11 protein-coding genes are annotated in these 13,385 nt (G+C 59.5%); 7 read left to right on the top strand and 4 right to left on the bottom strand.

The annotated features are described in order from the left end of the window. Positions 1-3: 3 nt before the first annotated feature. The 7 genes from nirB (at position 4) to cysC (ending at position 9,152) form a co-directional block, all read left to right on the top strand. The gene (gene nirB / locus FE240_RS04545; RefSeq protein WP_193003547.1) at positions 4-2,505 is read left to right on the top strand and encodes a nitrite reductase large subunit NirB; all 2,502 of its coding nucleotides are present in this window, start codon (positions 4-6) and stop codon (positions 2,503-2,505) included. Continuing rightward, the gene (gene nirD, locus FE240_RS04550) at positions 2,502-2,843 is read left to right on the top strand and encodes a nitrite reductase small subunit NirD (protein WP_193003548.1); all 342 of its coding nucleotides are present in this window, start codon (positions 2,502-2,504) and stop codon (positions 2,841-2,843) included. The genes nirB and nirD overlap by 4 nt, the downstream gene beginning before the upstream one ends. Positions 2,844-2,999: 156 nt before the next feature. Then, positions 3,000-4,406: a siroheme synthase CysG gene (gene cysG, locus FE240_RS04555; protein WP_193003549.1), complete on the top strand. Its 1,407-nt coding sequence runs from the start codon at positions 3,000-3,002 to the stop codon at positions 4,404-4,406. Between the two features lie 46 nt (positions 4,407-4,452). Continuing rightward, entirely contained in the window at positions 4,453-5,361 is a 909-nt protein-coding gene (cysD, locus tag FE240_RS04560; RefSeq protein WP_193003550.1) for a sulfate adenylyltransferase subunit CysD, read from the top strand. Between the two features lie 9 nt (positions 5,362-5,370). Continuing rightward, complete coding sequence (gene cysN / locus FE240_RS04565) at positions 5,371-6,786, top strand: sulfate adenylyltransferase subunit CysN (protein ID WP_193003551.1); 1,416 nt, start codon at positions 5,371-5,373, stop codon at positions 6,784-6,786. A gap of 3 nt (positions 6,787-6,789) precedes the next feature. Beyond that, positions 6,790-8,514, top strand: a complete 1,725-nt coding sequence (locus FE240_RS04570; protein ID WP_193003552.1) for an SLC13 family permease — start codon at positions 6,790-6,792, stop codon at positions 8,512-8,514. A 44-nt stretch (positions 8,515-8,558) separates the two neighbouring features. Then, a complete protein-coding gene (gene cysC / locus FE240_RS04575; RefSeq protein ID WP_193003553.1) occupies positions 8,559-9,152 on the top strand; it encodes an adenylyl-sulfate kinase in 594 nt (197 codons plus the stop codon). Positions 9,153-9,665: 513 nt separating this feature from the next. Here cysC and FE240_RS04580 read toward each other — a convergent pair. The 4 genes from FE240_RS04580 to FE240_RS04595 form a co-directional block, all read right to left on the bottom strand. Continuing rightward, complete coding sequence (locus FE240_RS04580; RefSeq protein WP_193003554.1) at positions 9,666-10,040, bottom strand: hypothetical protein; 375 nt, start codon at positions 10,038-10,040, stop codon at positions 9,666-9,668. A gap of 10 nt (positions 10,041-10,050) precedes the next feature. Continuing rightward, positions 10,051-10,710 carry a hypothetical protein gene (locus tag FE240_RS04585; protein ID WP_193003555.1) on the bottom strand — a complete coding sequence of 220 codons (660 nt, stop codon included), beginning with the start codon at positions 10,708-10,710 and terminating at the stop codon, positions 10,051-10,053. A gap of 2 nt (positions 10,711-10,712) precedes the next feature. Then, complete coding sequence (locus FE240_RS04590) at positions 10,713-11,570, bottom strand: hypothetical protein (RefSeq protein ID WP_193003556.1); 858 nt, start codon at positions 11,568-11,570, stop codon at positions 10,713-10,715. A gap of 683 nt (positions 11,571-12,253) precedes the next feature. Next, complete coding sequence (locus tag FE240_RS04595; protein ID WP_193000518.1) at positions 12,254-13,171, bottom strand: IS5 family transposase; 918 nt, start codon at positions 13,169-13,171, stop codon at positions 12,254-12,256. Positions 13,172-13,385 lie beyond the last annotated feature (214 nt).

A 13,385-nucleotide genomic window follows, 5' to 3' on the forward strand; every position in this document is an offset into this window, starting at 1 on the left:
GGGATGAACAAACAGCGACTGGTGGTGGTGGGCAACGGCATGGTCGGCCACCACTTCGTGGAGCAACTGGTGGCCGCTGGCGCGTTGGCGCAGTTCGAGCTGACCGTGCTCGGCGCCGAGGCCGATCCGGCCTATGACAGGGTGCACCTCTCCGAGGTGTTTGGCGGGCGCGCCCCCGAGGCGTTGCGGCTGGCCGATCCGGCTTGGTACGCCGGCCACGACATCGACTTGCGCCTCGGCGCCGCAGTGGAGGCCATCGACCGGGGGCAGCAGCAGGTGATCCTCGGCAACGGCGAGGCCATCGACTATGACCGGCTGGTGCTGGCCACCGGCTCGGTGCCCTTCGTGCCGCCGGTGCCGGGGCGCGAGCGCAGCCACTGCTTTGTCTATCGCACCCTCGGCGATCTGGCCGCCATCCGCGAGGCGTGCGCCCATGCCCGCAGCGGCGTGGTGATTGGGGGCGGCTTGCTTGGACTGGAGGCAGCCAACGCCCTGCGCCTGCTCGGGCTCAAGACCCACGTGGTGGAGTTTGCTCCGCGCCTGATGCCGGTGCAGCTCGACGAGCTGGGCGGCGAGCTGCTGGCCAGCAAGATTGGCGAGCTGGGGGTGGCGGTGCATCTGGGCAAGGCCACTGAGCGCATCGTCGACGGCGAGCAGGCGCGCCATCGGCTGGAGTTTGCCGACGGCAGCCACCTCGAGTGCGACGTGCTGCTCTTCTCGGCCGGGATCCGCCCCGCCGATGCCCTGGCACGCGGCGCCGGGCTGGCGGTGGGGGAGCGCGGCGGCATCGTCATCGACGAGCAGTGCCAGAGCTCCGATCCCGCCATCCTCGCCATCGGCGAGTGCGCCCTGTGGCAGGGGCGCATCTTCGGCCTGGTGGCCCCCGGCTACCAGATGGCGCGCGCCGCAGTGGCCACCTTGTGTGGCGGCGAGAGCCGCTTTGGCGGGGCCGACATGTCGACCAAGCTCAAGCTGATGGGGGTGGACGTGGGGGCCATCGGCGATGGTCACGGGGCCACGCCGGGGGCCCAGACCCTGCTGCTGCTCGATCGCAGCGGCGGCGTCTACAAGAAGCTGGTGGTGGACGAGCGCGGTGAGCGGCTGCTCGGCGCCATCTTGGTGGGGGACGGCAGCGACTACGATCGGCTGCTCGCCTACTACCAGCAGGGGATGGCGCTGCCCACCCCGGTGTTGGCCCTGCTCACCAGGGAAGGGGAGGCGGCCGCCGCCCCGCTCTGTCTGCCGGATAGTGCGACCCTCTGCTCGTGCCACAACGTGAGCAAGGCCGCCGTGGTGGCGGCGGTGCGCGAGGGGCATCACGAGCTGGGCCAGATCAAGGGGGTGACCCGCGCCGGCACTGGCTGCGGCGGTTGCAGCAACCTGCTCAAGCAGGTGCTGGATCAGACCCTGAGCGAGCTTGGGCTTGAGACCAACCACCACCTGTGCGAGCACTTCGCCTTCAGCCGGCAGGAGCTGTGCCACCTGATCCGGGTCGAGCAGATCCGCGATTTTGACAGCCTGCTGGCGCGCCACGGCCAGGGGCTTGGCTGCGAGGTGTGCAAGCCGGCGATCGCCTCCATCCTCGCCTCGCTCTGGAACGAGCACGTGCTGGCCAAGCCGCACCGGGCGCTGCAAGACACCAATGACCGCTTCCTTGCCAACGTGCAGCGAGACGGCACCTATTCGGTGGTGCCGCGCATCGCCGGCGGCGAGATCACCCCGCGCGGCCTCATCATCCTCGGCGAGATTGCCGAGCGCTACGGCCTGTTTACCAAGATCACCGGTGGCCAGCGCATCGACATGTTGGGGGCACGCCGGGATCAGCTGCCGGCCATCTGGGGTGAGCTGGTGGCGGCGGGGTTTGAGACCGGCCAGGCCTACGGCAAGTCGGTGCGCACGGTGAAGTCTTGTGTCGGCTCCACCTGGTGCCGCTACGGGGTGCAGGACTCGCTGGCCATGACCCAGCAGTTGGAGCACCGCTACAAGGGGCTACGCGCCCCGCACAAACTCAAGTTCGCCGTCTCCGGCTGCACCCGCGAGTGCGCCGAGGCCCAGAGCAAGGACATCGGCGTCATCGCCACCGAGCGTGGCTGGAACCTCTATGTCTGCGGCAACGGCGGCATGCGCCCGCGCCACGCCGATCTGTTTGCCACCGATCTCGATGATCAGACCCTGATCCGCTACATCGACCGGCTGCTGATGTTCTATGTGCGCACCGGCGATCGCCTGCAACGCACCTCGGTCTGGCTCGAGGGGATGGAAGGGGGGCTCGACTACCTAAAGGGGGTCATCATCGACGATCGGCTCGGCATCGGCGCCGAGCTGGAGGCCGCCATGGCTTCGGTGGTGGGTAGCTGGGAGTGTGAGTGGAAGGCGACCCTGGCCGACCCGGACAAGCTGCGCCTGTTTGAGGCGCACCTCAATGCCCCCGAGGAGCCCACCCCGCCACGGCGCGCCGAGCGCGGCCAGTGGGTGCCGGCGATCGACATCAAGGAGGTGGTATGACGACACAAGCGATGCAATGGCTGCCGGTGTGCGAGCTGGCGGCGCTGGAAGAGGGGCTGGGGCGCAGCCTGCTGCACGGCGGTGAGGTGGTGGCCCTGTTTCGCTGCGGCGGCGCCGTCTATGCCCTCGACGGGGTGGACCCGGTCTCGGGCGTGGCGGTGATGGCGCTGGGGTTGGTGGGGGACTGCCAGGGGGAACCCATGGTGGCGTCCCCCCTCTACAAGCAGCGCTACTCGCTGCGCGATGGCCGCTGCCTCGACAACCCAGCGCTGGGGCTGCGCCCTTGGCTGGTGAAGGTCGATGGCGAGCGAGTCTGGCTGGCCGCCCCGACGTACTAGCCCCTTTCAGCCCCCGCGTTCGCGGGGGCTGCTTCCCCCTGTTTGCCACTCCGCGGCAAAGCATATTCCCAAAAGATATAAATGAACGTTCTTTATTATTTTATCGCACTCGCGCAACCCACTAGAGTGCGCTCATCAGGTATGGAGAGGTGCAAGATGGATTATCTGCCGATGTTTGCCAAATTGGATGGTCGCAAGGTGCTGCTGGTGGGCGGGGGCGATGTGGCCCTGCGCAAGGCGCGCCTGTTGCTGGCCGCAGGCAGCCGCCTCACCCTGATAGCCCCCGAGCTCGATGCCGGTTTTGCCGACGTCGCCGGGCGCTTTACCCATATTCCCGAGGCGTTTCGCCCCGAGCACCTCGACGGCCAACTGCTGGCGGTGGCCGCCACCGACAGCCTGGCGGTTAACGCCCTGGTCTATCAGAGCGCCAACCAGCGCGGCCTGTTTGTCAACGTGGTCGACGATCCGGCCCGCTCCAGCTTCATCTTCCCCTCCATCATCGATCGCAGCCCCATCATGGTGGCGGTCTCTAGTGGCGGTAAGGCTCCGGTGCTGGTGCGCCTCTTGCGCGAGCGGCTCGAGAGCCTGCTGCCGGCCCACCTCGGTGGCCTTGCCACCCTCTCCGGGCGCATCCGCGAGCGCGCCAAGCGGGCGCTCACCACCCTAGTGGCCCGTCGCCGCTTCTGGGAGCGGGCCTATGCCTCCAACACCCTCGGCGGTCTCATCGAGAAGGGGGAGTGGGAGCAGGCCGAGGCCTGGCTCGATGATGAACTGACCCAATCCTGCCAGACGGCGGGCGAGGTGGTGCTGGTCGGCGCCGGCCCAGGGGACGCGGGTCTGCTGACCCTCAAGGGGCTGCAACAGATCCAGCAGGCCGAGGTGGTGCTCTATGACCAACTGGTCTCGCCCGAGATCCTCAATCTGGTGCGCCGCGACGCCACCTTGGTGTCGGTCGGCAAGAAGGCCGGCGCCCACAGCGTGCCGCAGGAGGAGACCAACCGCCTGCTGGTGGAGTACGCCAAGGCGGGCCAGCGGGTGGTGCGCTTGAAGGGGGGCGATCCCTTCATGTTTGGTCGTGGCGGCGAGGAGTTACAGGTGCTGGCCGAGGCGGGCATTCCCTTCTCCGTGGTGCCCGGTATCACGGCCGCCGCTGGGGCCACCGCCTACGCCGGCATTCCGCTCACCCACCGCGATTTTGCCCAGAGCGCCACCTTCATCACCGGTCACTGCCAGGCCGAGGGCAGTCAGCCCGACTGGCCGGCGCTGGCCGCTGGCAACCAGACCCTGGTCATCTACATGGGGCTGATGAAAAGCGAACTTATCCAGCAGCAGCTAATTGCCCACGGCCGCGCCGCCGAGACGCCGATCTCCATCATCGAGCGCGGCACCACGGCGCGCCAGCGCACCCTGGTGGGGCGCCTTGAGCAACTGGCCACCCTGGCCGCTAAGGCCGAGAGCCCTTCGCTCATCGTGGTGGGGCAGGTGGTGAGATTGCATGAACAACTGGCTTGGTTTGGCGAGCGCGCCGAGCCGGCCCCCCTCGGGCTGGTCAAGCTGGCCTGATCCCGAACCCGTAAGCAACGACGTGATGAATGACCGAGGAGTCGACATGGACCGCGAAAGATTGACCCACTTGCAGCAGCTGGAAGCGGAGAGCATCCACATCATCCGCGAGGTGGCTGCCGAGTTTGACAACCCCGTCATGCTCTACTCCATCGGCAAGGACTCCTCTGTCATGCTGCACCTGGCCCGCAAGGCCTTCTATCCGGGCAAGATCCCCTTCCCCTTGCTGCACGTCGACACCGACTGGAAGTTCAAGGAGATGATCCGCTTTCGCGATGAGACCGCCAAGAAGTACGGGCTGGATCTCATCGTACACAAGAACCCGGAGGGGCTGGCCATGGGCATCAACCCCTTCGTGCACGGCAGCGCCAAGCACACCGACATCATGAAGACCGAGGGGCTCAAGCAGGCGCTCAACCACTACGGTTTCGACGCCGCCTTCGGCGGGGCGCGCCGCGACGAGGAGAAGTCCCGTGCCAAGGAGCGGGTCTATTCGTTCCGTGACGCCCACCACCGCTGGGACCCCAAGAACCAGCGCCCCGAGCTGTGGCGCACCTACAACGGCCAGGTGAACAAGGGTGAGAGCATCCGTGTCTTCCCCCTCTCCAACTGGACCGAGCTCGACATCTGGCAATACATCTACCTCGAGAACATCGACATCGTGCCCCTCTACTTTGCGGCCAAGCGCCCTGTGGTGGAGCGCGGCGGCATCAAGATCATGGTGGACGATGAGCGCATGCCCATCGGCCCCGACGATGAGGTGCGCGAGGAGCTGGTGCGTTTTCGTACCCTCGGCTGCTACCCCCTGACCGGGGCCATCGAGTCGAATGCCACCACCCTCACCGAGATCATCGAGGAGATGCTGCTGACCACCTCGAGCGAGCGGCAGGGACGCCTCATCGACCACGACCAGTCGGGCTCGATGGAGCAGAAGAAGCGCCAGGGATATTTCTAAGGAGTTGCCATGAATTCTTACGTCAAGACCGCCCTCGAGAGCGAAGGGATCGAGGCCTACCTCAAGGCCCAAGAGAACAAGAGCCTGCTGCGTTTTCTCACCTGCGGCAGCGTGGACGATGGCAAGAGCACCCTTATCGGGCGCCTGCTGCACGACTCCCAGCAGATCTATGAAGATCAGTTAAAGGCCCTCGAATCCGACAGCCAGAAGCTCGGCACTACCGGCGAGAAGCTGGATCTGGCGCTCTTGGTCGATGGCTTGCAGGCCGAGCGCGAGCAGGGGATCACCATCGACGTGGCGTATCGCTACTTCTCGACGGCCAAGCGCAAGTTCATCATCGCCGACACCCCGGGCCATGAGCAGTACACCCGCAACATGGCGACCGGCGCCTCCACCTGCGATCTGGCGATCATCTTGATCGACGCCCGCAAGGGGGTGCTCGATCAGACCCGCCGCCACAGCTTTATCGCCAGCTTGCTCGGCATCAAGCAGTTCGTGGTGGCGGTCAACAAGATGGATCTGGTTGAGTTCAGCGAGGCTCGCTTCGATGAGATCAGCCGCGACTACCGCGCCTTTGCCAGCCAGCTCGATGTGGAGACCATCCACCTGGTGCCGGTCTCGGCCCTGGACGGTGACAACGTCGTCAACCAGAGCGCCCAGATGCCCTGGTATCAGGGTGAGCCGCTGCTCTCCCTGCTCGAGAGCGCCGACGTGGAGCAAGATCTTGAGCGCCACCCGGTGCGCCTGCCGGTGCAGTACGTCAATCGTCCCAACCTCGATTTTCGCGGCTTTGCCGGCACCCTGGCGTCGGGGGTATTGAAGGTCGGCGACCGGCTGGCGGTGCTGCCGTCGGGCAAGCAGAGCACGGTCAAGCGCATCGTCACCTTCGATGGGGATCTCGAGCGCGCCCTGCCGGGCCAGGCCATCACCATCACGCTGGCCGATGAGATCGACATCAGCCGTGGCGATCTGCTGGTGGCCGCCGAGCACCCGCCCGTGGTGTCGCGCCGCCTGCTGGCCCACATCGTCTGGATGGGGGAGCAGCCCCTGCAAGCGGGTCGCAGCTACGCCATCAAGCTCGCCACCAAGAAGAGCCGTGGCGAGGTGGCAGCCATTCGCCACCGCATCGATATCAACAACCTCGAAGAGCACGCCGCCGATGCGCTCAAGCTCAACGAGATCGGCCTGTGCGAGCTGAGCCTGACCGAGCCGGTGGCGTTCGATCCTTATCGCGATATCCGCGATACCGGCAGCTTCATCCTCATCGATCGCCTCTCCAACGTCACGGTCGGGGCCGGCATGATAGTGCAGGCGCTGGACGAGGTGGCGGCCAAGACGAGCGTCAGCGAGTTTGAGCTCGAGCTCAACGCCCTCATTCGCAAGCACTTCCCGCACTGGCAAGCGCTCGATATCAGCAAGGGGTAAGCGATGAGCTGGCAACAATCCCTAGTCATGGGTTTGCTGGTTGCCCTGGTCGCTCTGTTGATCCAGGGCCGGCTACGGCCGGCCCTGCTCTTCTCGGGGGCGGTGCTCATCACCTATCTGGTGGGGCTGGCCGATATCCAGGGGGTGGTGGCAGGCTACACCAACGGCTCTTTGCTCACCCTGGTTCTCTTGCTGCTGGTGTCGCTCGCGGTTGAAAAGACCCGCATGATGAGCTGGTTTGCCAGCGCCGTTGGCCGTGGCTCGTTTGGTCAGGTACTGACCAAGGTGTGGTTCTCCACCGCTTTTTTGTCGGCGTTTGTCAACAATACCGCCGTGGTGGCCTCCATGCTGGGGGCGGTCAAACGCAACCCCGAGCACAGCGCCAGCCGACTGCTGCTGCCTATGTGCTTTGCAGCCACCTTTGGCGGCGTGCTGACTCTGATTGGCACCTCGACCAACCTTATCGTTAACAGCTTCCTCGAGAAGATGGGGGCCCCGCCGCTCGGCATGTTCGACTTCTTTATGGTCGGCGCCGGTACCCTGCTCACCGGCTGGATTGCGGTGCTGCTGTTTGCCCGCCGCCTGCCCGAGCAGGAGAGCGAATTTGACCGCAGCCACGGCTATTTTCTCGAGGCCAAGGTCACGGCCGGCTCGCCGTTGGCCGGGCGCAGTGTCAAAGAGAACGGCCTGCGCAGCCTCAAAAGCCTCTATTTGGCCGAGATCATCCGTGGGCAGCAGGTGATCTGCCCGGTGCAGCCCGAGCACGAGCTGCACGAAGGGGACATGTTGCTGTTTTGCGGTGACGTGGAGAGCGTGGGGGTGTTGCAAGAGATGCGCGGCCTCGAGCTGTATGGCGAGCATCGCCTCAACGGCCAGCATCTGGTCGAGGTGATCGTCAGCCACAGCTCGCGCCTGGTGGGGCAGACTCTGCGTGATGCCGAGTTTCGCACCCACTTCGATGCGGTGGTGCTGGCAGTGCGCCGTGGCGAGAGCCAGCTCACCGGTGGACTCGGCCAGATTGAGTTGCACGCCGGTGACGTGTTGCTACTGGCGCCCGGCCCGCGCTTTGCCAGTAACAAGTCCCTCTCGCGGGAGTTTCTGGTGGTGAGCGGCCTGGAGGCCTCCACCCGTCTGGGAACCGGCCGCAGCGCCGCCGTGGTGGCGGGGTTTGCCGCTGTGCTGACCGCTTCGGTGTTTGACGTGCTGCCGCTGTTTAAAGGGCTGCTCATCATGCTGGTGGCACTGCTGGCGACCCGCATCTTGACCCTCGATGAGATCCGCCGCCGCTTTCCGCTTGAGATCTGGCTGGTGGTGGGCGGGGCGCTGGCCTTGTCGGATCAGCTCGAACGCACCGGGCTGGCCAAGGTGATCGCCCAGTGGCTGATGGGGGAGTTTAATGGTTCAAGCCCCCTCATTGCCTTCATCGGGATTTATCTGTTTACCTTGGTGCTGACCGAGCTGATGAGCAACAACGCCGCCGCCGCCCTGGCCTTCCCCATGGGTTACCAGTTGGCGCTCAGCATGGACGTTTCGACCATGCCGTTTATCTTGGCGGTGCTGTTTGGCGCCAGCTCAAGCTTTATTCTGCCCTATGGCTACCAGACCAATTTGATGGTCTTCTCGGCGGGCAACTACCGGATGCAGGACTACCTCAAGCTGGCCCTGCCAGTGTCGCTGGCCTATAGCATCGGCGTCATCATCATGGTGCCCCTGCTGTTCCCGTTCTGAGGACAAGGCACACTATTTCGCGGGCCAAGCCCGACGGAGGAGCAATGAACAATATTGTCTGGCATCCCCATGCGGTGACCAAACAGGATAGAAGCCGAGTTAAGGGTCAGCGCCCCTTGGTCATCTGGTTCACCGGCCTCTCGGGGGCGGGTAAGTCCACTCTGGCTGGCGCCTTGGAAGAGGCGCTGGCGGGGCTTGGCAAGCACACCTACCTGCTCGATGGGGACAACGTGCGCCACGGCCTGTGCGGCGATCTCGGCTTTGACGAAGCGGCGCGGCGCGAGAACATCCGCCGGGTGGGGGAGGTGGCAAAACTCATGGTGGATGCTGGCCTCATCGTGCTCACCGCCTTTATCTCCCCCTACCGGGAGGAGCGCGACTTGGTGCGCAATCTCTTGGGTGAGGGGGAGTTTGTCGAGGTGTTTGTCGACGCCCCCCTGAGCCTGTGCGAAGAGCGCGATCCCAAGGGGCTCTACAAGAAGGCGCGCGCCGGCGAAATTCGGAATTTCACCGGCATCGATTCGGCTTACGAGGCGCCGCTCAACCCCGAGGTTCATCTGCACAACGATGGCGCGCCGGTGCCAGCGCTGGTGGAGAGCTTGCTGGCGGCCTTGAGGCTGCGGGGGTTGATCGATTAGGGGCGACTTGTGAGCTTGTCGCGGGTAAGCCCGCACCAATGGGGTTTATCAATAAGCGAGGGGGCCAAGGCCCCCTTTTTATTTCCTCTGCCGAGAAGGGATGGATGTGGCTGCGCCGTCTTCCCTGATGGCGCTATTGGCCCGTTCAACTCGCCTCGGCGACTTGCCGGGGGTCAATACCGTGCTCGGCTGTGGCTGAAGGGGCTTAGCGAGGCGGTTAGCCGCTACACGGCATTCAAAATAGTGGGTGTCCCAATTTTAATTTTCCCAGTTTCAGTCACGAGAATAGCTTGTTATGTGCCATCACCGACGTATTTTCGAAATAGTCGATTCATTTCTCTCTCTAGTAGTAATTGGTTGCACCGCTCTAGGGAGCCATATACTTCAATGACCGAAAACACTGTTGTGCGCTTACTTTCGAAGTCCTTACCAATAGTTAGACGAGAGAGTATCGCTTGTTTTTCTTCAAGTTCCTTGTATTCCTCCTGCTTATCTAGTTTCTTAGCTTTCATGTCACGTAATACCAGCTTTATTTCGAATGGTGCTGCGCAGATGAAGTTGAGCAATAGATGTGAAGGAGTCAACTATTTCTTTGAGTGCTCCGTTGGGCAGTTCCTCTGCTACTGATGCATTCACCCTAAGCACTTGGTCCATCGAGTAGGTTAGGCTTGAGTAACCTTTTGACAGTCGCTTCTGACGTTCTTTGTAGTAGTCAAAGAGGTGCTGGCGGGCGGTGAGTTCGTTATTCTCACGTAGTTGTTGCAATGTGGCATTGAATTGCAGGGCAGCAGCTTTGTATGTGGCTATGGCCGCGACAATAGCTGGTCCCAAGAGCTTTAGAGCTTTGATGGGAATTCTCTGAATCAAGTTTGAAAGAGTTAGATTCATGCTCATCTACCTATTCATCACCAAATTCAACCTTAGCGCCCAATAATGTTTGCTCCGTTATATAGTAAGGTAAAAAATCAGAAATATAGAATTTGAATGCGTTCCAAATGTTTATAATGATCAATGCTATAAGCACTATAATCAGAAACCAATCTAGATAAGTGTTGGCCGCCCATCCCCAGAATACACTTAATGCTGAAATAAGAAACAACTCTGAACGAGTGTGAAACGACTTTAACTTCCCCCTTAAACCATCAAGCTCTTTCGATAAATCCTTTGCAATAAAGTAATTTAAAACTTCTTGTTTTGACTTTTTTGAATCAATGTTTTCTCTAATTATAGAAATGTACGAGTCAAAAGATGATGTTTTTGTTAATAATTCAAATGACTTGCTGCTTATCTTTGAGTATACATAGCTAACTACTCTAGTTACTAATATAGAAATAACAAACTGCTCAAAACTGACGGAGGCAAGCAATCCTTTATTGAAATCAAATATAAAGTTAACCTTTATATTATTGAGTTCAGAAAGTACTCGGGTGTCATTTCCCTTAGAATAAATGTGTGAGGAAATCAGCACTATAAACATTACAAGAAAACGATGAAGAGGATATTTTTTTGTAATATCTTCAACATACTTTTTCTGCACAGCTTTTGCTAGCTCATCCATAATCATGCCAATTTAATGAAATATATATCACCAGCATTTGGATCAAATGCTCCGTACTCTATTAATGGAGAGCCAACAAAAGCCATTTCCTTTTTTTCTTGAAAAAATGGCATTGCCATCTCAAGGAAGTCTTCACTAAAGAAATGAATGTTTGCAACTTTCCCTGTAATTAAGTTGTATATTTTCCCATTATTATTCTGCCTATCTAGCGATGAGATTGTTGCATGGTAGAGTACAGGCTCTCCCAGTTCCCTGCGAGAAACAGTTGAATGGAATTTGCCAGCAGACTCTCTATTAAAGTCAAACTTAGCTGACTTATCACAACTTAAAAAAAGCTCAAAGGTACTATCTCCCGCATGGCCTGCTCTAATGATCGAGAGTATTTGATCAATTTCTCTACAAATAGCACGATCTCCATAGCGCCTTATTACGGAAGCGTCTGGGTTATCTATCATTGTTTGCAGGTCTTTGGGGACAAGTATTCCGCTTTCAACTTGAGCCATCCTTTTTCCTAGAGACTCTTCGATTTTAGTTGCTTTGTCCAATCCCGCTTTCTTTGATGCTTCTACAGCGCCACTTACAGCACTAGAAACACGATTGATGACAGTTTTAGTTACTGGATTTGAAGACAGAAAATCAAGAACATAACCACCTTCCTTTGGTTCTTGTACAAGCAGCTCAACATCTTGGTAGAACTCCTGTCGCATTTTCGCAAACTTCCATAACTGCCCATAATGGATTTCTAAATAAGCTCTATCCATTGAATTTTGAAGATGAGTAAGCGTTTTACCCAAAGTTCTCATGCTTACTTGATGGTTGACTGCAATATCACCATCAAAGTGAATTTGAACGAGACTCAAAGTGCCCCCAATTTTTTTTAGTGTTCTAAAAGATGTTTAACCATTATCTCGTATGCTGGGCTAAAAAATCGTAGGTTGGTGCTGAACGAAGTGAAGCCCAACGTTTACCGCGAAACGTATCTGCCAATTTGTTTTACCGATCGACAAAATCCATGTTTATCCCACTCTGATTGACGTGATTATGCTCGTCTGTTGAGCTTCGCTACGCTCTGCGCCAACCTACCAAAACCACGCTACCGCACTGGGTAACAACTCCAGTCTGCTGCGGTTTACCTGCGATGTGATGCTGGCCTGACTCATGGGTGATTTCGACGAGAGGTTGCCAAACGGAGATATTAGCGAGTGAAGTGGGGGAGGGAAGAGGGAGGTGATGGTTTTCTGAGGACGATCAACAAATTAGTCAGTAACGGGCGGCGATGGGGCGACCCAACGGGTAGGCAATCGATACGGTGGGTGAGCGATCCGCCAGCGCATCAGGGCTGCGGTATTGGCTCCCCCTGCAATTCGCCGAGGGGAAGGATCGCCCTCAGGGAGGACGGTGCAGCCGCAGCGGAGCATGGGCCAAATCGGGTCAGGGCGAGCACCGCTCGACCCCGATGTGGCGCGAGAACAGGGATGTTTGACGCGGGCGTTGTTTCCCAAATCAGCCAGCAAGTCATGACGTTCCCAGCCCAGGGTGAGCGCTACACTCGGGGCTTTCTGACAGGTAGGCCAAGGGTATTCAGTTTGTTCATCGCACACACGTAGGCCATGACCTCTCCCACTTGACCGTTGTAGTTACGCAGACTGATTTTCCCCGTCAGCAACTGTTTGAACCGGTACATCGCCGTCTCTGCCAGCGAGCGACGGTGATACCCCGATATCTTCTTCCAGTGCGCCAACCCTTCCTTGCGCATCACCAGCACAGCCTCATTTCTTGGATGCCCCTTTTTCCAGAGCCCCGCACTCTTGCGAGGCGGGATACAGGCTATCGCCCCTTTGCGCGAGATAAGCTGATGGCTGGCCTTGCTGTCATAGGCGCCATCTGCATAAACACGCCCCAGCTTACGCCGCAGAGGGTTAAGCAAGGTGGGCAACACCTCAGCATCATGGACATTTTCCAGCGAGACTTCCGCCGCCACGATATCGTGGCTCACCGGGTCTACCGCCAGATGCAACTTGCGCCACACTCGCCGCTTCTCAGCGCCATGTTTTCTAACCTTCCACTCGCCTTCGCCAAACACCTTCAGGCCAGTCGAGTCGATAACCAGGTCGGTGATGCGCCCCTTGCTGGGCTGCCGATAGGTCACGGTCACCGTGCGGGCCCGCTTGCTGACACAGCTATAGTCCGGTGCGCACAACGGCACATTCATCAACTCGAACAGGGAGTCGAATAGTCCCTGAGTAGCCCGCAGAGTGAGGTTGAAAATTCCCTTGAGCATCAGGAAGGTACAGATGGTCTGGTCAGTGTAAAGCTGGCTGCGGCCCCGCCGCCCATGATGGTCGTGGTAGAGCCAGTTGTTCATGACTTCGGCATCAACCCAGAAGGTGAGTGAACCTCGGTTAATCAAAGACTTGTTGTATTTAGGCCAATTGGTGATGGGGTGAAGCGACTTGCCCATAATGCAGACTTGAAGAGGATGGTGGTGATCAGATCACCAAGTCCTCTGTTAGTTCCATTCAAGCTGCATCGATTTGGGAAACAACGCCTTTGACGCGGGCTTTGGCCGAAGCCATGGATGGCGTAGACCAAAGGGCGTGTGCGGCGGTATGTCCGGCCCGCGCAATGAGCCGAGGGTATCCGCACAGCGGATGACTCGCGCGAAAAATGGGACA

The organism is Aeromonas simiae (assembly GCF_014892695.1).
Classification (GTDB): domain Bacteria; phylum Pseudomonadota; class Gammaproteobacteria; order Enterobacterales; family Aeromonadaceae; genus Aeromonas; species Aeromonas simiae.

Coding starts and splice junctions, on each gene's coding strand:
- nirB (WP_193003547.1), top strand. CDS start 4: ATGAACAAACAGCGACTGGTGGTGGTGGGCAACGGCATGGTCGGCCAC.
- nirD (WP_193003548.1), top strand. CDS start 2,502: ATGACGACACAAGCGATGCAATGGCTGCCGGTGTGCGAGCTGGCGGCG.
- cysG (WP_193003549.1), top strand. CDS start 3,000: ATGGATTATCTGCCGATGTTTGCCAAATTGGATGGTCGCAAGGTGCTG.
- cysD (WP_193003550.1), top strand. CDS start 4,453: ATGGACCGCGAAAGATTGACCCACTTGCAGCAGCTGGAAGCGGAGAGC.
- cysN (WP_193003551.1), top strand. CDS start 5,371: ATGAATTCTTACGTCAAGACCGCCCTCGAGAGCGAAGGGATCGAGGCC.
- FE240_RS04570 (WP_193003552.1), top strand. CDS start 6,790: ATGAGCTGGCAACAATCCCTAGTCATGGGTTTGCTGGTTGCCCTGGTC.
- cysC (WP_193003553.1), top strand. CDS start 8,559: ATGAACAATATTGTCTGGCATCCCCATGCGGTGACCAAACAGGATAGA.
- FE240_RS04580 (WP_193003554.1), bottom strand. CDS start 10,040: ATGAATCTAACTCTTTCAAACTTGATTCAGAGAATTCCCATCAAAGCT.
- FE240_RS04585 (WP_193003555.1), bottom strand. CDS start 10,710: ATGGATGAGCTAGCAAAAGCTGTGCAGAAAAAGTATGTTGAAGATATT.
- FE240_RS04595 (WP_193000518.1), bottom strand. CDS start 13,171: ATGGGCAAGTCGCTTCACCCCATCACCAATTGGCCTAAATACAACAAG.